Source organism: Planococcus sp. MB-3u-03 (assembly GCF_002833405.1).
Taxonomy (GTDB): domain Bacteria; phylum Bacillota; class Bacilli; order Bacillales_A; family Planococcaceae; genus Planococcus.
Window position 1 is genome coordinate 2,245,925 of the sequence record NZ_CP025135.1, and the last position, 21,232, is coordinate 2,267,156.

Here is a 21,232-nt window from a genome sequence, read left to right on the forward strand (position 1 = left end):
GGTTCTGGGACCGTTTGCTTCTTCCCTTCATTTACATAAAGAAAGTGCATTTTGTCAAGCTCTTGTACTTTTTGGTCGAATAGCCGTTGGTGGTCTTCGTATCTGTAGAAATTGCGCCAGTATTCAAAGATGGTTTTGCAACACCTAAGCGCAGCGCCCCGTTAACTGAATCCAATCCCTCTACAACACATAATTCATACATAATTTTCGCAACGACTTCTTATATTCCCGTTCCACTACCCCTTTATATTGTGTATATCTCATTTGTTATACCTCCTGTATTTGCTGAACCTAGTTCAGATATTGCGGTAGCGCCGGATAATGTCTTCGTCGTCCAAAGAAATGAATCGATCGTACAGCTGTTGTTCATGGATACATTTGCCGATGAAAAAGTGGATACCGGCATATTGGCAATCGCCCGTTTTGCATCGCCCAAATCGCTGTCCAGGCTTCCTCCTAAATGAAACTCTTCGTAATAATTATCCAAGCCCCATTCGGCTACTTTAGCCAACAATTTACGGTCAGCTTGATGCTTTTCCCCTTCCGGCAAATTGCCTTCTAGATGGAAATGAATGGTCTTGCCCATCGCTAGCACATAGCAGGCGGAAACCAATTTCTCTTTTCTATATGCCCCGAACAGATGAAGGTTCGGGCCAAGCGTGCTGACTAATGCTTCGAAGTAATCGTTGGTGAAAAAATAATAACTATCAGCTTCTTCCCGTCTTCGGGCGTTCGAATAATAAAGGACCAGGAACTCGAACATATGGCGGACAGTCCCTAACTTCCGGAACTCCACCTCAGATGAAAATTCTTTTTCTATCACTGAGGGACTTTGCCATTTTTTCAAATCGATCGAATAGGTCTCGTATAAGGGCAATAACTGCATATAGCCTTTAAAGAATTCAGCATTTTCCTTGGAAGGGTGAAAGCGGATGAATTCAGCGATGATCTGCTCTTTCTTACAGAAATCGATGAATTCCTTCCTGAAGTTCTCTACGAGAGAAGCGCTGTCGGAACGTATATTCAAGACCGGCCCGCCATAGCCGAAGGGCGTGGCAATATCGAAACAATGCGGCTGTTCTTCATTCACTTTCCTCTTGATGAAAGGATAGGCCACTTCCCCGTCTGCACATTGAAAATAAAAGAGGTAAGCTTCTCCTGGATCCAGTTTAAGGGCACTCAGAAAGTATTGGGTCGTGTAGTAAATATCCTGTATGTCTAAGGCATCAAGTATTTCCTGCCATTTGATATGCTCTTGGATGGAAACCAGCTTGTACATAATCTCACCCCTGCTTTAACTGCTGCTTATTTGAAGACGGTTTGTAAATGAGCGCTTTTCTTTCTGCCAAATTGGGCATATCGCCTTACAACACCCAATAACTCGAATGTCAGGCTCAGAAGAATTCCAACGATCAACCCAGCGACGGCCGCAAGAGACAACAGAATGCTCAAGCTTCCGTTTTCTTCCAGCGCGCTATGGGACGTGCCCGCTTTCAAGATGACGCTCACATTATCAACTTTCAACAAATGTGTTACTTCTTCTTGCAAGCTGAAGGCTATGGCATTCGCTATGGAAGCAGCTTCATTCTTATTTCCTGCAGAGACGACGATATTAAGAACTTGGGAATTTTCGGGCCGGTTGATCGCTATGCGGTCATGAAGCTCGGCCATCGAATAATGGCTTGCTGTATTGTCAAGAACCTCGGACAGGACAGCCGGACTTTTTGCTAAAACCTGGTAAGCTTCCAAAGTTTGATAATCGGATGCGGCTAAAGCCTCCCCGTGAATCGTCTCGGATGTTAGCGGTTCGACAAACACTTGGCTTGTCGCCATGTATTCCGGCTCATAGATAAAGACTGACACAAGCCATACGGCAAAGACTGTAGATACCGTCGTACCGGCTACCAGCACGAAATTCCGGCTGATGCATGCTAAAAGTGGACGCCCAATTAGTTGTTTCCCCATTTCCCATCCTCCTTACTAACGCCATATCGAATTTCCTATCTAAAAATTCAGATTATTCTAGTACCTTTATATCACACTTTCTTGGTTCATTCTACACTTTTAAGCGGATTTTCATAAAAATTCTCAATAAATATAAGTAATTAGACTATATAGGCAAGACTATTTTCATTAAAGTAAATAATTACAGTAATATGTATCCATAATAAAGAAGGTGATCATTCTTAAAATCCCGGCTTTCAATCTAAATGGACACAAGAATCGGCATGAGAAAAAGACCGACGGAATATCCGCCAGTCTTCGCTAAGCTGATTTTTCAGATCGCTCAAATTATTCCTGCCACAAACCGATGATGCCGTTTCTTCTATAGATAATCTCTTCTTCCTCGAGCCGTTTCAGGACTTTGGTCAAGGTTTGGTGAGAAATATTCAAGTCGTGGGTGATTTCTTTGATCGTCTTGAAAAGTACACCTTCCGACGAAGCATTCCTAATGAAGTATTCCATGAATCTTTCAGCGATTTCTGCTGTTCGAGCAGTTTCCGATGAAAAATAATGACGGCATTCCTTCAAGATTTTCTCTTCGGAAAACGGGCGCGCATTATTAGAAGCATTATTCTCAACTGCTTTCACGTTCATCACCTCCGTACAGGTTTTAAAATCATTCCTTGCATTCTATATACCCGATTTACCGGTAAATATACACTCTATATCAATTTAACCTGATAATTCCATAATAAGGATCTCTACATCCATATTTTTCAAATGCAATTGTACTAAAAAAAAGACAGAGGCATCTCCTCTGTCTTCCGAAAAATCACTTATGCTTTTGCCATTCTCGATTCGATGAATGCTTTTAAAGCGTGAACCCCGTGAACGCAATCCGATAAGGACGACCATTCTTTTGGATTGTGGCTGATGCCCTCTTTGCTGCGGACAAACAGCATCGCAACCGGAATATGGCGTCCGACGATCATGGCGTCATGGCCCGCACCGCTCGGGATCCGCACCGGTACGATTCCCTGTTCCTCCAGTACCGCCGCAATTTCCTGCTGCAATTCTTCTGCTATCGGCACAGGAGTGATACTGGTATTTTGCTGTAGCGACACTGTGACTCGATGCTTTTCAGCAACTTCTTCCGCCAAGCTGCGAATGCACTCAACGAGCATATCCCGCGGTTCTTTATGAATGTCGCGCGCATCGACATGCAGCACAACCTGCTCCGGAATGACATTGATGCCGTTTGGAGATACATCCAACTTCCCGACCGTTGCCACAGCCGTCTCGCTAATAGCCGGGGGAAGTTCAGGCAAGCGACTGACAAATTCACCAGCCGCGACTAAACTATCGGTTCTGCCGATCATTGGGGTATTGCCGGCATGGCCTGCTTGCCCTGAAAAGCGCACTTCCATCCAGGCAGGACCGGCGATTCCGCTGACGATGCCGACTGGCTGATTTTCCTGTTCCAGCTTCTTGCCCTGTTCGATATGCACTTCTGCAAATAACTCCAGCTCAGATAAATCCCTCACCGACTCGCGGAACGCATTTATAGAACTGCCGTAGGATTCAAGAACTTGTTCCAAGCCTTCTCCGTTATAATCACGCAACTGCTTCATTTCCGCTTCGGTAATATCACCAGTCATCGCACGGCTTCCTGTCAATCCGCTATTGAATCTCGAGCCTTCCTCGTCGGTGAAGATTACCACTTCATATGGTTTTTGGGGAACAAATCCGGCATCCTTCCATGCTTCCACCACTTCAAGCGCAGACAACACGCCAAGCGGGCCATCGAAATTGCCGCCATTCGGCACGCTGTCGACGTGAGATCCCGACGCGATGGCCGGGCCCTCCGACTGCCCTTGTAAAGTACCGAAAACATTTCCGGCGCCGTCTTCCTTCACTTCAAGCCCTGCCTGTTCCATCCAGGACCTGACCAATTGCTTGGCTTGTTTTTCTTCACTGGATAATCCCGGACGTTTGACTCCGCCCGGTTCGGTGTAGCCGATTTCCGACAAAGCGTGCAAGCGTTTTGCGATTCGCTCGCCGCTGACTCCCGAATGATCCAATTGCTTATCGTATTCCTTAATCAAGTCTTCGTATAATGTGCTATTTCCCATAAGTCCCTCCATCGATTCGATTAGTTTTATTCAAATAAGAATAAGCGTATTGCGCATACAATTCTGCACCGGTAGAAAGTGCATCTTCATCGATATTGAAACGCCCGTGATGATGCGCCCATTCCGTATCTTTCTCTGGATTCCCTGCTCCGACCAATGCGAAACAGCCTGGTGCTTCGTCCAAAAAGAATGAGAAATCTTCTCCACCCATCGTCGGCTCTTCATGGTACAAGACATCTTCCCCAAAGGCTTCCGCTGCAACCGAACGTGCCAATTGTGCGCTTTCAGCTTCATTGATGACTGCCTGCGTACCGCGGATGTATTCGAGTTCAGCAGTACCGCCGTAGAGCTCGGCCGTATTTCTGGCATATACTTCAAGCTGCTTTTCGATATGGTCGCGCACTTCCGGGTCGAAGCAGCGGACCGTGCCTTCAATAAGCGCGTTTTCTGCGATGACATTAAAGCGTGTGCCAACCGTCATCTTGCCTACCGTGACGACTGCGGGCTGCTTCGGGTCTATGGTTCTTGAGACGATCGACTGGACATTCATGACAAAAGCAGAAGCCATGACCGACGCATCGATGCACGCTTGCGGCATGGCTCCGTGCCCGCCACGCCCTGTGAAACGGATGTTAAAGATATCGGCAGATGCAAAGGAAGGGCCTGTTGTACATGACACTTTCCCCGTTGGGCTCTGCGACCAGATGTGCATGCCGAATACATTATCGACGCCTCTCATCGCGCCTTGTTTCACCATTTCCCTGGCTCCGGTCGCAACTTCCTCTGCCGGTTGGAATAGGAATCTGACCGTTCCCTCGAGCTGGTCTTTGACTGATACGAGGGCTTTTGCAGCGATCAATAACATCGCTGTATGTGCATCATGCCCACAAGCGTGCATTTTCCCTTGTTCTTTGGAGCGGTACGGTAAATCCATAGTCAACTCTTCGACAGACAAAGCGTCCATATCCGCACGCAATGCAACAGTCTTCCCGGGCTTAGCGCCGGACAATTCTCCGATGACGCCGGTCGGTTCAGTCTTTCGGCAATCGATGCCGAGTTCAGTCAAATAGTCAAAGACGTATTCCGTTGTCTGATACTCCTCCCAAGACAGTTCTGGTTCGCTATGCAATTTTCTCCGGATATCAATTAATTCCCCTGCATGATTTGCTATTTCTTTTTTGATCGCTTCAAGAATCACTGCAAAACCCTCCTAATGATTGTTTATAGGAAACCGACGAAGATTCCTGCCAAGATGACCGAGACGATGGTGACCGTAATGAATCCGGCGACGAGCATCGGCGGCAGCATGCGGCTAGTCAGCATCTCGCGTTCTTTTTCGTCCTGCGTCAATGCGTTGATCACTTCAACCGTGATGATGTAATCCGCCGGGAATCCGTAAAGCGCCGTCAACGAACAAGCGAACGCCATTTCTTTGCTGACTTTGAGGATTTTTCCGATGATAAACGAAAAGATATACATCCCGACAAGCCCGATAATGATGCAGCCAATTAACGGATACAGAATTTCCAGCATCATTTGAGGCGTCGCCGTTTTTAAGCCGTCGAAGATGAATAGCAGCAAGGCCATGATCGCAAAGCCGAAGCCATTCGCCTTCTGCAGCGGGTGGCGCTCCAAAAATCCGATCGAACGCGCTAATACCCCAAACAATAAACACAATACATACGGGCTGATTTCCACAATCGGCGCTGCCAATGTTGAAGCCAGATAAGCGGCGTAGCCCACTAAAGCAAGCCGGAAGAATTTGAAAAAATCCGTATTGTATTTCTCAGGTAACGCAGCAAACAACTTCGGTTTTTCGTCTTGGACTTTTTCTTCAGCCGTTCCTGCTGCTAAAGGTGTATAATCCGTCAATTCGTTATTGCGATATTTTTGCAGCAAATTACGGCCTTCTCTTTTTAGCATGACAGAAGTCAGCGGATAGCCTGCAAACCCTTGGATGACGTAAATGACGATGGCGAACACGGCGAGCGTCGGAAGCCCTGCAGCCGTTGCCCCTTCCGACATGATCAATGCTGATACCAATCCACCGACAAGTGGCGGGATCGCAACAATGACGGTCTGGAAATCAAACAGCAGCGTCCCGATTGCAAGCAAGAAGACGACAATCCCCAAAATCCCGGACAAGGCGATCAAAATGGTGCGCCATTGCTTTTTCAGTTCGTCCAGCGACAATAAAGTCCCCATATTCGTAATCAGCAAATAGATCAGCAAAGTGGCGACGACTGGCGGAATCCCGCCGATGGTCACGATATCTTCCGGAAAGAATGTCCAATACCCGATCAGGAACAATACCCCACTGACGAAAATCGACGGAATCCAAGCTTTGGTGCGAATGGAGATCAGTTCTCCAATAAACAGGATGAAAGCCATAATGGCCAAGGCTAACATTTGTGGCATATTGTTCATTCCTCTCTCAGCTTCGAAATATTATACGAAAACAAGTTTTTTCTGAAGCTTATTAGTTTTAAGCAATAGTAGCACAGAATTTCGAGTTCGGAAATATAATTTATAGACTATTTTGAAATAACTTTAAATTGAATAAACGTTCATTTTAATGTAAGCGCAACCAATATCGATATATTGCGTATTTCAAAAACTATGAACTTTTTGGGTCTGTGACTTAATTTTCTTCGTGATTTTCAATTGCAGGACATCTGCTGGTACAGGTTCGCGCAAGTTTAGACATTTTCCAGGTGAGGTATTGACTACAAGAAGCATAATTTAAGGAGGAGTTTGGATGAACGGCAAACATTATATAAATGGTGAATGGACGGAGAAAGGCAATGATTCCATTAAAGTCATGAACCCGGCAACCGGCGAACAAGTGGGAACAGTCCCTAATGGCGGCGAAGCGGAAGCGACTGAAGCGGTCGAAGCTGCAGCTGCGGCATTTCCTTCCTGGTCGAAGACGACGGCTTATGAACGCGCAGAATTATTGATGAAATGGCATGATCTGCTATTGGAGCATAAAGAAGAAGTCGGGGAAATCCTGACGAAGGAAATGGGCAAACCGCTAAAAGAAGCGATCGGTGAAGTGGAATATTCCGCATCGTTCATTTCGTGGTTCGCGGAAGAAGGCAAACGCGTTTATGGCCGGACCATCCCTGCAAGCAAAGACGGCAAACGCATCCAAATCAATAAGCAGCCAGTAGGCGTCGTGGCATCTATCACCCCTTGGAATTTCCCTGCAGCCATGATGGCACGGAAAATGGCGCCTGCCCTCGCAGCCGGCTGTACCTTCGTCTCGAAACCGGCGAAGATGACGCCGCTCACAGCCGTCCGCATGTTTGAGCTGGCCGAAGAAGCCGGATTCCCGAAAGGCGTCGTCAACCTGGTGACCGGCAGCGCATCCGCAATCGGCAAAGTGTTTACGAGCCATCCATCAGTCCGCAAATTGACTTTCACTGGCTCGACTGAAATCGGCAAGGAATTGATGAAACAAGGTGCTGATACGATGTTGAACCTGTCGTTGGAACTTGGCGGGCACGCGCCGATCATCGTTCTCGATGATGCAGATATCGACAAAGCGGTCGAAGGCGTCATGGCTTCAAAATTCCGCAACGCCGGGCAGACTTGCGTATGCGGCAACCGCATTTACGTCCAAGAAGGAATCGTCGATGAATTTTCCGAGAAGTTGAAGCAAGCAGCCGGACAATTGAAAGTCGGCAATGGCCTCGAAGACGGAGTGGATATCGGCCCGCTCGTCGACAAAGATGGATATGAAAAAGTAGAGCGCCACGTAAAAGACGCCGTCGATAAAGGCGCAAAAGTACTAGTCGGTGGTGACGGCCAATCGGATAACGATGCTTATTTCTATAACCCGACCGTTCTGGTTGATGCTACAGAAGATATGCTCGTCATGAACGAAGAAACCTTCGGGCCCGTTGCGCCGATCATGAGCTTTAAAACCGATGAAGAAGCGGTTAAGCTCGCAAACGACACACGCTTCGGCCTGGCTTCTTATTTCTTCACTGAAAGCATGTCACGCGGAACGTTTATCGCCGAGAACCTGGAATACGGCATCGTCGGCTGGAATGATGGCCTGCCTTCAACTGCACAAGCCCCATTCGGTGGAATGAAAGAAAGCGGCGTTGGCCGTGAAGGCGGACAGGAAGGCCTCGATGCATTCCTTGAAACCAAATACATCTCCATCAAATTGTGAACAACTTGTACACTATGCAAAAAAAGCTCCGGATCAATTGATCCGGAGCTTTTTTCTTATGCTACTGTTTCATGTGATTTGGTACCGCTACGGGCCGGCTTTATTGCCATGCTCTCATAATGCGGAAATAGCTGGCCGAGCGACTGTGCGATGCGTTGTTCATCTCCAGCGCTGACCGGGATGAAGAGCGAAGGCCCCGCTCCGCTGATCGCATATCCATAAGCACCGAGCTTGCGGCAGGCTTCACCGATTTCCTTAAAATCCGGGAAACGATTTTGGCGATACGGCTGATGGAAAGTATCTTTGCTCATGAGCTTGCCGGCTTTTTCCCAATCGCCGCGCACCATCGCTGCAGAAAGCACATTGGCCGCGGCACTTCCCCGTACACTTTCAGCGTGTCGAAGCTGTTCGGGCAACAGGCTTCTGGACTCTTCTGTCAGGAAAATCTCCTGGGGGATCAATAGCACGACCCCGATATCGACTTGTTCAACGTGCACAGTTTCAATCTGCTCTTCGTCATAATAGGAAATTGTCAGCCCTCCGAGCAGTGAAGCGGAGATATTATCCGGATGGCCTTCCATTTCGGTACCGATTTGCACTTTTTCCTGGTCGGACATACGCAAATCGAGCAAACGATTGGCCAATTCAATGCCTGCTGCAATAGCTGAAGCGCTGCTGCCGAGCCCCCGCCCGAGCGGGATATCCGTATCGATTTCTAATTTGGCTGCCTGCAACTCTTTACCATATGCGGCAGCTGTGCGTTCAGCCGCCTGCAGGGTCAAAGTAGCTTCAACACCGGACAAATGGGCGTACTCCGGTGTTTTATAAACAAGCTGCCAGGAATCTGCAGGCGACACATGAATATTCAAATGGAGGTCCAGGGCAAGGCCGATGGAATCGAATCCGGGGCCTAAATTGGCAGTGGATGCGGGCACTGCGATCGAAAACTCTTTACCGATCATACTTTGACCTCCTTTTAACTCCTCCCAAAACTGTTCCATGTTTGCGGCTTCGAGCATGCCGTCTTGTTTGCTGACTTCGATTGCTGTCGCCGGATCTTTCAGGCCATTTCCTGTCAGCACACAGACGACGGTCGATCCTTTTTTGATTTGGCCGTCTTCGACTTGTTTTTTTAGGCCCGCGATCGATGCGCAGGATGCCGGTTCCGCAAAGACGCCTTCTGTCTTAGCGAGCAGCTGGTAAGCTTCGAGGATTTTATCATCGCTTCTCGCCAAGATCGTACCTTTTGATTCATCGAGTGCGTTCAGTGCCAATTGCCAGCTTGCCGGGTTGCCGATGCGGATTGCCGTCGCGACCGTTTCAGGCTGTTCGACCACCTTGTTCTGGACGATCGGCGAAGCGCCCTCCGCCTGGACACCGAGCAGTTCAGGGCGTTTTTCACCTGTACGCTCTGCGTATTCAGTAAAGCCTTTCCAAGCGGCTGAAATATTGCCGGCATTGCCGACAGGAAGCGCGAATATGTCCGGCACTTTCCCGAGCTGCTCGATCACTTCGAAAGCGATTGTCTTCTGGCCCTCTAGGCGGTAGGGGTTGACGGAGTTGACGAGTGCGATCCCTGGGGATTTGCCGATTTCACGGACCATTTCCAGCGCTTCGTCAAAATTGCCTTTGATCTCCAAAATTTCCGCACCGTACATTTTTGCCTGAGCCAACTTGCCAAGCGCTATGCGGCCTTCCGGAATGACGACAATCGTCCGCATGCCCGCTCTTGCGCCGTATGCAGCAGCCGAAGCCGATGTGTTTCCTGTGGATGCACAAACGAGGACGCTCTTGCCTTCTTCCTTCGCTTTAGCAACTGCCATGACCATGCCGCGGTCTTTAAAAGAACCGGTCGGGTTGGCGCCTTCGATTTTGGCGTAGACCTCGATGCCCCAGTCAGCCGATAGCTTTTCGAGATGGATCAGCGGTGTATTGCCTTCTTGCAAAGTTAGTTGAGGCGTAGCTTCCGTCACCGGCAGCCACTCTTTGTATTGTTCGATCAGTCCAGGCCATCTCATGCTGCATCCTCCCCTTCAATGCGGTAATGGCTGATCAGGCTTGCCATTCCTTCAAGTTCTTTCAAGACATCCAAATGCTGCTGGCGTGAGATTTCATGTGTTTTTAAAATGAGCTCCGCTTTTCCTTCGGTTTCATTTGTTCCTGGATTCTGTACGATCGATTGGATACTTGCTCCGTGGTTGCTGTAGATGGCGCTCACTTTAGACAATACACCGACGACATCATCCACCAGCAAACGATGGAAGTATTTTGAACAGCTTTTATCTGCAGGTTTGATCACCCGTTCGTGCTGTGCAGCGTGTTCACGCTTTCCGTTTACGCCGAGAAGCAAGTTTCTGCAAGCTGCGATGATATCGGATACGACGGATGTCGCTGTCGGCAATGAGCCTGCTCCTGGGCCATAAAGCATCGTTTCCCCAACTGCATCCCCGTAGATATAAACGGCGTTGAATTCGTTATTGACCGAAGCTAGAGGATGGCTGTTCGCCAGGAAAATCGGTTCAACCGAAACGTCGATGCCGTCTTCATCTTTTGTCGAAGAGCCGACCATTTTCATCGTATAGCCCAAGCTCTCGCCCATCTCCACATCGCCATCCTTGATGGTATCCATGCCGCGGATATTGACATCATCCAATTTCACTTCTGTCGAATAGGCAAGCGATGATAAAATGACCATTTTGCGTGCTGCATCGAGCCCACCGACATCCGCTGTCGGGTCAGCTTCCGCAAAGCCGAGTTCGGTTGCTTCCGCAAGTGCATCTTCGTAACTTTTCTTTTCCTGTTTCATTTTCGTTAAGATGAAGTTCGTTGTTCCGTTGACGATGCCCATCATGCTTGAGATGCGGTCGGAAGCCAGCCCGTCTTCTAGCGTGCGGATGATCGGGATGCCGCCGGCTACACTTGCTTCATAGAATAAATCACATTTCTCGGCATCTGCCAGTTTCAATAAATCATGGCCATATTCTGCCATGACGTCCTTATTGGCAGTGACCACTTGCTTGCCTGATTTCAGCGCTTGTTCCATTGCCGCTCTGGCGCCTTCGATACCGCCCATCACTTCTACAATTATATCGAGGGAAGAATCATTCAAGATTTCTTCAATACCTGTCGTGAAGACATTCGGATCGAGGTCCGACATCCGGTCTTTCCCGGCATCCCGCACCAATACTTTCCGGATCGCGACTTTTGCGCCGAGTTTGTGTTGCAGATCTTCCTGGTGCTGTTGGATGATCTTCGCCACGCCGCTCCCTACTGTCCCGAAACCTAATAATCCGATTGAAATTTCATTTTTCATTGACGATTCCTCCCATGGTGTGTACACTGTGAAAAAACAGCTGTTTTTGTCATAGAGACATTATAGTATTATATTTTAGTGAAAACAACCCTTTTCACAGACTATTAAAAAAGATGGGACTTGATAGGATGAAAGTATGCAAATTCGGTGGAACTTCAGTCGCTAGCGCTCAGCAAATCAGAAAAGTCGCAAGCATCATCAAAGCGGACCCGGCACGCCGGATTGTGGTCGTCTCAGCTCCAGGCAAACGTCATAGTGGAGATGTAAAAGTGACCGACCTGCTCATCCGTCTCGCGTCCGCTGCATTATTGGGCGAATCCATCCAGCAGCCCTTGCAGGCAGTCATCGACCGTTACACGGAAATCGCAGATGAACTCGGGCTCGACCGGGATATCATCGACATCATCCGTGCCGATCTCTCAGACCGCCTCCGTGCAGACAGCGGCCAGCATGATTTGTATATCGACTCAATCAAAGCGGCAGGGGAAGACAATTCAGCGAAATTAATCGCTGCTTATTTCACATCCATCGGAATGCAAGCGGAATACGTCAATCCCCACACAGCCGGCTTGTTCGTCAATGATCCGCCGGAACGCGCCCAAGCCTTGCCTGAATCTTACGGCCAGCTTGCGGCTTTGAGCGGCCAGCCGTCGATTACCGTCTTTCCCGGATTTTTTGCTTTCACAAAATCCGGAATGCTTCGGACATTCGACCGGGGCGGCTCCGATATTACAGGGTCCATCCTTGCTGCTGCCGTCAAGGCTGAACTGTATGAGAATTTCACTGATGTCGACTGCGTGTTTGCCGCCAATCCCCAAGTCGTCGATAACCCAGTGGAAATCGAGCAAATGACTTATCGCGAAATGCGCGAGCTGTCCTACGCTGGATTTGCCGTTCTTCATGATGAAGCCTTGATGCCTGCATACCGGGCGTCCGTGCCGCTGTGCATCCGCAACACCAACAATCCATCTGCGCCAGGCACGATGATTGTCGCGGAACGCGCCAACTCCCCGCGCCCAGTTACCGGGATCTCTGCGGACAGCGGCTTCTCCACTTTGTATGTCGGCAAGTATTTGATGAACCGCGAAGTCGGATTCGGCCGCAAACTTCTGCAAATACTGGAAGAAGAAGAAATATCCTATGAACACATCCCATCCGGCATCGATAATCTATCAGTTATCCTCAGAAGCCATCAGCTCGATGACGAAAAAGAACAGCGCATCATCGAACGGGTAAAAAACGAACTCCAGGCGGACGATGTCCATATCCGCAATGATTTCTCTATGGTCGTCTTGGTGGGCGAAGGCATGAACAATAATAAAGGCCTGACTGCCCGTGCAGCCGCTGCATTTGCACGCACCAACGTCAATATCGAAATGATCAACCAAGGGTCTTCCGAAGTCAGCTTGGTGTTCGGCATCCTGAAAGAAGACGAAGGAAAAATCCTCAATGAACTATACAAGGAATTTTTCGCACCGGCGCTTGTCGGCCAGTAAAATTCCCTAAACAAAAAAGACGAAGCGCGAGGTCAGTCACCTTGCGCTTCGTCTTTTTTTTTGCTTGCCTCAAGCCTTCCACTCCGAAAGTAAAGGCCCCGCGTCGCCGTAAACAGGGTCGGTCTTTGGAAGCGGCGTATTCTGGATATCCTCCAGGACATATGGACGCTCGCCCGGCTCCCCGGTTTTCAGGTTATATTCCACTCCTCCGGGATATGCGCCCACGATGCGGAAATCATCGCTTGCCGATAGGCGTTTATGGCCTGTCCCCGCCGGCAAAACGCAGACATCCCCTGCTTCCACTCCTACTTCTTCACCGTGTTCGCCACCCAACTGCAAACGAGCAGATCCGCTTACCACGCCAAGCGCTTCGTGCGTATTGCTATGGTAATGATGAAAATCGAATACGCCCCCTTGCCACGTATTGCCCCAGCCATGCTGCTGAAAAGACTGTTCGATTCGCTCTGTCTTGCCGCTGAATGCAGCGGGATAGAAAACTACTGGAAGCCCGGAGTTATTCGGGATGGTGCCATCATCTTCAAAACGGAAAAATTGTGCATCTTTCATTGGAATCAGCTCCCTATGTCCTTCTTTACCCGGCATGCTTCCAGTTATGCTTGTTTATTCGACAATAACGGTGTGAACTGAGTCAGCAGCAAATCTTCCAGCAGTACAGGAAGCTCCTCGAATGCACTTTTGCGGTTCAAACGTTCCGTACGCTGATGCGCATCCCGCCCGAATGGCCCGACATTCAATACCGGCGCCTGTAGCCTATGCATCGCTTCGAATGGGATGCTATAGCTTCTGCCGTAAACAGGTGTGTTTTGCTCATAGGTCTGCCAGCCTTCGTTCTGGTCCTGGAAATTGACATAGCTCAAGTCGGAAATGCCGTTGAAATAATGGCCTTGCTTTACTTCCAGCCCGAAGCGCTCTAGCGCCGTTTCCTGTACTTGCTGAATGCATTTCTGGACAAGCTCTGAATCACTTGAATTGACTGGCGGATAATAAGGCGGTGCAAACAGCAAAATGACCGCAGGCGTTAGTTCATGACATTGAATCAATAATTGATCGGTGATGGCATGGGACTGTTCGCGTACGTCGTGATCGACATCTTCCGTTACATTCGACATGATCTGCTCAACCGTTTTTTCGCCCAGTTTTTCCAGTGCATATTCTTTCAGCTCTTCAAACCGGAAAACTTTCACTTCGTTGACCGGCTCGATTCCTTCACGCGTGCACATTTCAACGTAATCGCGGCTCATTTTAGCCAGCGCTTCACGAGCCGTTTCTTCAAACATTTGCATCGTTTCTTCCGCATTGCGTTCTAACAGGAAAACATTGTACATGGATACCGCGCGATACGGCGTCTGCGCCGAATATTCCATTTTCACATCGCGCTGCAAGACCGTGACGGGCAAAGGCGATGTTTCGCCGTAAAGCGTTTCACGGAATTTCGGGTTCCAGCTCATTTCCTGGGTCAAATACGAAGCCATATAATTTGAAGTCAGCCCGCTGAGCGGTTCACCGACATGAGTTTCTTTTCCATAAAACAAAGCACTCGGCATGATTTTCCCGATACTGCCGCTGTATACCTTAAAATCGCTTTCTTTTGGGTCTTGGGCGAATACCGGCTCGCCGTTCAAGAATAAGGAATAGTCGAGCTGATGCGTTTTGGCTAGTTCCAAAAGAAACGGGACGGCATGGCGCATGCCATTGGAATTGACTTCCTCATCCGGCACAGTCAACAGCACAAGATTGACAGGCCATTGTTCCGTCGATGCCTTTTCGAGCAAGGCCATATGCAAAGCGAGCCCCGCTTTCATATCCATCGTGCCGCGGCCGAACAAATAATTGCCGGATTCCAAATCAGCCAAGGCATCTTCCATGAGCATTTCCTTCCGGTCATGGAGCGCACGCGTCAATAGACGTGGATTTGAAGCCAATGGGCGCAACACGCCATAATCCTCAGTGGACACCGTATCGAAATGGCTGATCAGAACGACCGTATCCACTGCGTCTTCATGTTTATAAAGCGCCGTCAGGAACGTTCGTCCCCAGTTCACTTCGCCGAGCTCCAAGTGATCTGGCTGCTGTTTGAAATACTCCAACTCACCCAATAAACCTTTTAATTTAACCGGGAATTCCGCTTCACCTTGCGTCAGGTAGATACTTTCCCAGCTGACCAGCTCGCACAATAAATCCTCCAATTTCTCCGGTGTATCCCAGAAACGCTCCATGCAGACCAACCCTTTCGTTTTCCATATACTTGAAATACCATAAAAATTCAGTTCATTTATTCCATTATATGACTATTAAATTCCTCATTAAAATACAAAAGGGCAAACAATTTCGAGTTGAATTCACTGGCTAAGCCTTGAAACAAGCTAGACGGCTTTACGCTGTAAACTGGCTGGCAATGCTGTTATACCTGTTTTTTTAGTGTTGAAATAAAATTCTCCAGACGGTCCATCCCTTGCTTTAAAACTGGCATGCTGTAAGCATAGGAAATGCGCAGGAAGCCTTCTCCATATTCAGTGAATGCCGATCCAGGCACCGCTGCCACACCGCCTTCTTTTAATAAACGGATGGCAAAGTCATAAGACGTTAAACCAAATTTTTTGATGGACGGAAAAATATAGAATGCTCCTGTCGGCATGACGACCTCAATTCCCATCTCTGTCAGCCGCTTGTAAACAAAATCACGGCGTTCGATATAGGCTTTGTTCATTTCAGCCGGCACATGGCGTTGGTGAGTAAGCGCTTCGATGGCTGCATATTGTGAAGGTGTCGAGGCGCAGATCGCATTGTATTGATGCACTTTCAACACATGTTGCATCACTTCCACCGGTCCTAAAATAAAGCCGATGCGCCACCCTGTCATCGAATGGGATTTTGATAAACCATGCACAAGAATGGTTTTCTCACGCAAGCTCTCAAAGCAGGCGAATGTGCAATGGGCACCGCCGAATGTGTTTTCACTATAGATTTCATCAGCTACAATAAACAGATCGTGGCGTTCGAACACGGTTTTTAAAGCGTTCAACTCGTCCATTTCCATCGTGACGCCTGTAGGATTGGATGGAAAGTTCATCAAAACCGCTTTCGTACGATCAGTGATCAGTTCTTCGAGCGCTTGTGGATCTGGTTTAAAGCCAGTTTTCGATGTATCCAAGTAGACGACTTTGGCGCCGCATAGTTGCACGAGCGGCTCGTAGCCTGGATAAGTCGGCGCTGGCAAGATCACTTCATCGCCTTCTTCCAAAATCGTCCGGAATACCGAATCCAGCCCTTCGCTTGCACCGTTAGTGACAATGATTTCATCTTCTGCACGGTACGACAAGCCGTAGCTGTCTTTGAAAAACGATTGAATGGCCTGGCGCAGCTCCATCGCACCTGCATTATGGGTATAGCTCGTCTGATCATTGCGGATAGCTTCGGCCCCTGCCTGTTTAACCGCTTCGGGCGTAGGAAAATCCGGCTGGCCGATCGTCAAATTGACCGCCTCGGGATAAGCCGGTATTTGATTAGCGAATTGACGGATCCCGGAAATCCGAATCGACTCGACTCGTTTATTTAACTTCATACTCATAAAGAATCAACCTTTCTGCAACTAGCAATTACTTTTTCCAATAATTCATATTATAGTGAGCGGTGTGTGCTAAGTAACTTTTCTAACTAGATGGCAGTTAGCCCAGGTTATTATTTGAACATGAGCACACTGTCTCAAAACATTTTGTTAACTTGACCACTACGTGCAATAATACATGAATTGAGAGTTAAATGACGAGCGGATTGTACCAAATCCCGAAAAATCTTATTGCTGTTTACAAGGATGGATTGAATGCTTTATTAGGTGTTGGGCATTTTGGTGCGGAACCGTTCCATCCTTTGTTTGAGGAATGCTTCGTATCCGCCGCCCCGCTTTGGGTTTGGCTTTCGCATCGAGTCAGGAAATGTATCTTTGGAGAGTGTAGAATAAGCTTTATTATGGAGTTACTCGGCTTTTTGATGTTACAGGTGCCTTATTATGCCGCTGGTATTGGTATACTTGGCATATATAGTTTAAAGAGAGTGCTTCAAGAAGGACGGGATGAATTGAAACCATTATCGCCAACAGGTGGATTTATATATACCTATGCTTACCATCAAGACGAAAAGGATTTATGCCAATTGGAAATGCGCGCATTTTTTGGAACGGACACTGGCGGAAAAGTCATCAAAAGCAGCCGTGGCATCGCTCCTGGGCGAAGCCCATTCATCAAGGAACGGATTGAGCTCTTGTTTGAAGGAGGGGAATTTGCGGACATTGTCAAACAGGCTGAGAAACTGGACATGGAAAATTCCACATTCAAAGTGATCTTTCCGAAAATTAACGGTTTGGACGCGGCTGAGCAAGTGGATTTTGAAGAAAAGCGTGACATGGAGCGTCAAATCGGTTTTGTCATCAAAGGAAAAGCCGATGTCCATAATCCGGATATCATATTCGGGCTGATTCCATTTGACGGCCGCTGGCATTTCGGGATCTATCAATTGAGCAAATCGGTCTGGTTTAAACACCAGCAAAAACCGCGTGAATATTCCACTGCACTCAGTACGAAAACCGCTCGCGCCATTGCCAATATTGCCGTGCCGGAGCCAACAGGCATCAAAGCGATCGATCCTTGCTGCGGAATCGGGACGGTGCTGGTCGAAGCCTTATCGATGGGGATCGACATCGTTGGGCGGGATATCAATCCGCTCGTCGTCGATGGCTCGCGGGAAAACATAGCGCATTTCGGTTTATCTGGATCGGTCGATTTGGGCGCAATTGCCGATATTACAGAGCAATACGACGTCGCCATCATTGATATGCCTTATAATCTGTACACGCACGCAACACCCGATGAACAGCAGGAAATCCTGAAACATGCCTTGCCAGTCACAGAAAAACTGCTTGTCGTCACTATCGACCCGATCGACCATATGATAGAGAATGCAGGGTTCACAATAACTGACCGTTGCATCGCAAAAAAATCGCTGTTTCTGCGTGAAATTCTCGTTTGTGAGAAAACGGAGATGCCGCATTTTTCTAGCCAGGATTTTCAAAAAACCAAAATCAAAGCGAGACCATAAAAAATCACCCGGACAGATTACGTCCGGGTGATTTTTCTCTAGCTGTTCAAACGCCAACTTCCAATTCTAGTCCAACTCTTGCACCACATAAGAAACCATCTCATACCGCTCGCCTACACGAACTACCGTAAATGTCAGCCTAAGATCATTGCGATCCGCCAAATACTGGATTGGCTCGTTTCCTTGATACAGGTTAATCGCATAATAATCATTACCGACTTTCACTTCAATCACTCGGCCATCTGCCAGCCCGAAAGGTTCTTCGGTGGTGATTTCAAGCACTTCGCCTGAAATTTTAAGCGGCTGGAGCACTTGTAATTCGCCACTTGGCAAAGTGATCGTGTTGCCGAATTTGTTTCGCAAGGTGTATTTCGTATCGCCTGACTTCACGTAGTATGTTGCGGAAGTCCGGTGAATCACCCCGACATCAGGGTATAGCGTCAAGATTTGCCCAATCATGATTAAGTCCGATGTTAAGTTGTTCATTCTTTTGATGCTGTCGATCGAAACACCGGTTCGTTTGGAAATGGAATACAAAGTATCCCCTTTGACCACCTGATAATTTCTTGTATTTAAATCTTCCTGGTTTCCAGACCATGCTTGGGTTTTATGCGGGATGGCAATTTTTTGCCCAACGATGATTTTGGTGCTCGTCGTAAAGTTCGCGGCCATCAGCTGTTCAACCACCAATCCGTACTTTTTCGCGATGCTGTAGAACGTGTCCCCTTTTTGCACAATGTAATAACTGGCCACTTCCGTTGCCGCACTGGGTGACATAATAGGGCCTGCCGCTGCTGCAGACGAGACTAGCGCAAATGACAAGAGAACTTTGGATAACCGTTTTTTTCCTTTCGGCGTTTGAAGCTCTTTCTTATTGGCTGGAGGGACAGGTTTCAAATGAAATTCAGTCATTTTACCTCCCTACTTTCCTGTTTTATTTTTGTTTCCACCATTACTTAAGTACCCTTTTATTAAAAATAACAATCATTAATTTGTTATTATTACGGCATTTACACAATTCGTTATGCATAAAGCTAACCCTACATTTCCCTAGCTTCTATAATATTGGGCAGTTATCAGCTTACACCGTTCAGGCGCAAAATTGGGTAATGGATATTTTGACATTGCCTAAAACAATGGCTATCATAAAACCATGAAATGGATTCTGCTCCATCAAGGTGAATGGCCATTGTTCATTGGTGATTGCCGCGCCTTACACACTAATTGATTGATCCTATTTTAATAATTCGGTTGAGTGAGCCAGACAATTGAGCTGGAGTAACACCAAGAGAGTGCAAGCTTCTTTTTGGTGTTTTTATTTTGCACAATCATCTTATTTATATACTTTTTGTTTTTACCTGAGACGGAAAGGAGAATTCGATGTTCGGCTTATCTGATTTTATTTCACTCGTTATTTCCGCTTTTATTATACTGCCATTGACGATTCTCATAAGGGAGTCGGGATATCTGATTGCCAGCGGCCTTGTCGGGGTGAAGAACCCAAGGCTTACAATCGGCTCTGGCCCGCGTGTTTTTAAAATGGGGATACTCGATGTACGGAAATACTATCAATTGTATAGTTGGTTTTCTTACGATTCATTGAAGAGACAATAAATTCGCTTATATTTTTATATGGGAGCCCTATCTTGATGACTCTCGTTCTGGCATTGACACTCAATACGCTCCTTGCCAATGGCGTCATTCATGACTTTTGGGATCGATTTGTTTTCTACGCTATTTTTACCTATTGTTTGATGTGGTGCCCATGAAAATGCAAGGCGGCATGCCCAATAATGGCATGATTATCTACGAAATGCTCCGCTATGGGAAACGGATGGATTTCAACGAACATCCTTTCATTCCATCCACCTCGGATGCCGATAAGGAACAGGAAGAAGTGCTTGAGAAAATAAAGCAATATAAAGAACAATAGCGTAAAGTGCAAAAGCCGTTGAGCGATTACTCAACGGCTTTTTTATAGAAGAAACTTATACCCACCAACTCCACGAAACGACAAGCGCGACGATGGAGACGACAATCGAAGCAATGACTGCCATCGAACGCTCCCTCCGGATCAACATCGAACTGATGCCGGAAAGAAGTGCGACAACAAAAGACGCAAGGGACATCAGCAGCAGAAACGTCAACAGCAAGTTATCGGACATCTCCCCTTCAAACGCCAGCGGCAAATCCTGGAATGCGCCGGCAAGGGCGATGACCAGTGCCAACAATAACGGGACGACCGTGAAGACAACAGAAATATTGCCGAGCTTGGATTTAGGCCAGATTGTCATATCCGCCTCCACCTTTCTCCTCGTTTTACGTTCTGCATAAATTATTCCACTTGCGCACTCCATTTCCTGCCGAACCGATTGTAAAATTGTTAAAATCCAAGACGGCTGCGCACTTGGGCTGTATAGTTTTGGCTGACGGGAATCGTCGAGCCGTCGCGCAAAGTCAAGACATAATTCGAGGCGACGTCTTTTGCGATTTCTTCTATATAATGCACGTTGACGATAAATGAACGATGGACGGTCAAAAATAATCAGGCAGTTGTTCTTTCAGATTCTTCAGTGTATGGCTCGAACAATAAGGATCTTCGTCTGCATAGAACCAGGTTTTCTTTTGGCTGCTTTCGATATGGGATACTCTTTCGACAGGAATCGGGCGCCAACTGTCATCTTGCTTGCCGGTCAAAAAGGCGAGAGGTTTTTTTCTCCCTACCACGTAATCGGGCGGCAAGGTAATGACCAGAACGGCATCTCGGTGATCGATGGTGATCGGATAGCCGATTCCATAGTAAGCAGAACCGAGGACAGCTTCTTCGACATACATTTCGACTTTGCTGCCTTCTTTAGCGACACGTGCCGCGATGGTGCCGGATGATACTGGCTGCCCTTCTTTAATGGAGAGATCGTGGACGCCGGCTTTATAGTAGATATACCGATTATCAGCCGCAACAGCGATCGATGCCTCTTTCGGAATCCAATCCCCGATAATGAATCCTACCTGTTCCAATACAGTGTTTGCCATAGCCATTTCCCCTTTCAAG

At 47.7% G+C, this 21,232-nt stretch carries 19 protein-coding genes and 1 pseudogene; 4 read left to right on the forward strand and 16 right to left on the reverse strand.

Annotated features, from left to right (window positions below; genetic code table 11):
• Positions 1-244: 244 nt before the first annotated feature.
• The 6 genes from CW734_RS12555 to CW734_RS12580 all read right to left on the reverse strand — a co-directional run bounded on the left by CW734_RS12555 (position 245) and on the right by CW734_RS12580 (position 6,494).
• A complete protein-coding gene (locus CW734_RS12555; RefSeq protein ID WP_232787053.1) occupies positions 245-1,279 on the reverse strand; it encodes a GNAT family N-acetyltransferase in 1,035 nt (344 codons plus the stop codon).
• Positions 1,280-1,305: 26 nt separating this feature from the next.
• Positions 1,306-1,965: a YveK family protein gene (locus CW734_RS12560; protein WP_101190724.1), complete on the reverse strand. Its 660-nt coding sequence runs from the start codon at positions 1,963-1,965 to the stop codon at positions 1,306-1,308.
• A gap of 327 nt (positions 1,966-2,292) precedes the next feature.
• Complete coding sequence (locus CW734_RS12565) at positions 2,293-2,592, reverse strand: MarR family transcriptional regulator (RefSeq protein WP_058383334.1); 300 nt, start codon at positions 2,590-2,592, stop codon at positions 2,293-2,295.
• A gap of 188 nt (positions 2,593-2,780) precedes the next feature.
• The gene (locus CW734_RS12570) at positions 2,781-4,076 is read right to left on the reverse strand and encodes a Zn-dependent hydrolase (protein ID WP_101190728.1); all 1,296 of its coding nucleotides are present in this window, start codon (positions 4,074-4,076) and stop codon (positions 2,781-2,783) included.
• Complete coding sequence (locus CW734_RS12575) at positions 4,066-5,274, reverse strand: amidohydrolase (RefSeq protein ID WP_101190729.1); 1,209 nt, start codon at positions 5,272-5,274, stop codon at positions 4,066-4,068. Before CW734_RS12575 ends, CW734_RS12570 begins: the two co-directional genes overlap by 11 nt.
• A gap of 23 nt (positions 5,275-5,297) precedes the next feature.
• A complete protein-coding gene (locus CW734_RS12580; protein ID WP_101190731.1) occupies positions 5,298-6,494 on the reverse strand; it encodes a hypothetical protein in 1,197 nt (398 codons plus the stop codon).
• 340 nt (positions 6,495-6,834) lie between these two features.
• On the opposite strand from CW734_RS12580, the gene CW734_RS12585 reads away from it, so the two are divergent.
• Positions 6,835-8,259, forward strand: a complete 1,425-nt coding sequence (locus CW734_RS12585) for an NAD-dependent succinate-semialdehyde dehydrogenase (protein WP_101190733.1) — start codon at positions 6,835-6,837, stop codon at positions 8,257-8,259.
• 56 nt (positions 8,260-8,315) lie between these two features.
• Here CW734_RS12585 and thrB read toward each other — a convergent pair whose 3' ends face one another.
• The 3 genes and pseudogenes from thrB to CW734_RS12595 all read right to left on the reverse strand — a co-directional run bounded on the left by thrB (position 8,316) and on the right by CW734_RS12595 (position 11,572).
• On the reverse strand, positions 8,316-9,221 hold the full coding sequence (gene thrB, locus CW734_RS19110) for a homoserine kinase (protein ID WP_232787271.1): 906 nt from the start codon (positions 9,219-9,221) through the stop codon (positions 8,316-8,318).
• Positions 9,222-9,227: 6 nt separating this feature from the next.
• Positions 9,228-10,277: pseudogene (gene thrC, locus CW734_RS19115) on the reverse strand (threonine synthase); the annotation flags it as partial.
• Complete coding sequence (locus tag CW734_RS12595) at positions 10,274-11,572, reverse strand: homoserine dehydrogenase (RefSeq protein ID WP_101190737.1); 1,299 nt, start codon at positions 11,570-11,572, stop codon at positions 10,274-10,276. The pseudogene thrC and the gene CW734_RS12595, both read right to left, overlap by 4 nt.
• Before the next feature lie 128 nt (positions 11,573-11,700).
• Here CW734_RS12595 and CW734_RS12600 point away from each other — a divergent pair, with 128 nt between their 5' ends.
• On the forward strand, positions 11,701-13,068 hold the full coding sequence (locus CW734_RS12600) for an aspartate kinase (protein ID WP_101190739.1): 1,368 nt from the start codon (positions 11,701-11,703) through the stop codon (positions 13,066-13,068).
• 69 nt (positions 13,069-13,137) lie between these two features.
• On the opposite strand, the gene CW734_RS12605 is transcribed toward CW734_RS12600, so the two are convergent.
• From CW734_RS12605 to CW734_RS12615, 3 genes are all read right to left on the reverse strand, one after another.
• Positions 13,138-13,635 (reverse strand): cupin domain-containing protein, encoded by a 498-nt coding sequence (locus tag CW734_RS12605; protein ID WP_101190741.1) that lies wholly within the window; start codon positions 13,633-13,635, stop codon positions 13,138-13,140.
• 44 nt (positions 13,636-13,679) lie between these two features.
• Positions 13,680-15,305: a M20/M25/M40 family metallo-hydrolase gene (locus CW734_RS12610; RefSeq protein WP_101190743.1), complete on the reverse strand. Its 1,626-nt coding sequence runs from the start codon at positions 15,303-15,305 to the stop codon at positions 13,680-13,682.
• 185 nt (positions 15,306-15,490) lie between these two features.
• On the reverse strand, positions 15,491-16,657 hold the full coding sequence (locus tag CW734_RS12615) for an aminotransferase class I/II-fold pyridoxal phosphate-dependent enzyme (protein WP_101190745.1): 1,167 nt from the start codon (positions 16,655-16,657) through the stop codon (positions 15,491-15,493).
• Between the two features lie 506 nt (positions 16,658-17,163).
• On the opposite strand from CW734_RS12615, the gene CW734_RS12620 reads away from it, so the two are divergent.
• Positions 17,164-18,180 (forward strand): TRM11 family SAM-dependent methyltransferase, encoded by a 1,017-nt coding sequence (locus CW734_RS12620; RefSeq protein WP_101192192.1) that lies wholly within the window; start codon positions 17,164-17,166, stop codon positions 18,178-18,180.
• Positions 18,181-18,246: 66 nt separating this feature from the next.
• Here CW734_RS12620 and CW734_RS12625 read toward each other — a convergent pair whose 3' ends face one another.
• Entirely contained in the window at positions 18,247-19,092 is an 846-nt protein-coding gene (locus CW734_RS12625; protein ID WP_101190747.1) for a LysM peptidoglycan-binding domain-containing protein, read from the reverse strand.
• An 853-nt stretch (positions 19,093-19,945) separates the two neighbouring features.
• On the opposite strand from CW734_RS12625, the gene CW734_RS19120 reads away from it, so the two are divergent.
• Positions 19,946-20,113 (forward strand): hypothetical protein, encoded by a 168-nt coding sequence (locus CW734_RS19120; protein ID WP_232787054.1) that lies wholly within the window; start codon positions 19,946-19,948, stop codon positions 20,111-20,113.
• 55 nt (positions 20,114-20,168) lie between these two features.
• On the opposite strand, the gene CW734_RS12635 is transcribed toward CW734_RS19120, so the two are convergent.
• From CW734_RS12635 to CW734_RS12640, 3 genes are all read right to left on the reverse strand, one after another.
• Entirely contained in the window at positions 20,169-20,474 is a 306-nt protein-coding gene (locus CW734_RS12635) for a hypothetical protein (RefSeq protein ID WP_101190748.1), read from the reverse strand.
• A gap of 89 nt (positions 20,475-20,563) precedes the next feature.
• Entirely contained in the window at positions 20,564-20,719 is a 156-nt protein-coding gene (locus CW734_RS19125; RefSeq protein WP_232787055.1) for a LytTR family DNA-binding domain-containing protein, read from the reverse strand.
• Complete coding sequence (locus CW734_RS12640; RefSeq protein ID WP_232787056.1) at positions 20,716-21,213, reverse strand: LytTR family DNA-binding domain-containing protein; 498 nt, start codon at positions 21,211-21,213, stop codon at positions 20,716-20,718. Before CW734_RS12640 ends, CW734_RS19125 begins: the two co-directional genes overlap by 4 nt.
• Positions 21,214-21,232 lie beyond the last annotated feature (19 nt).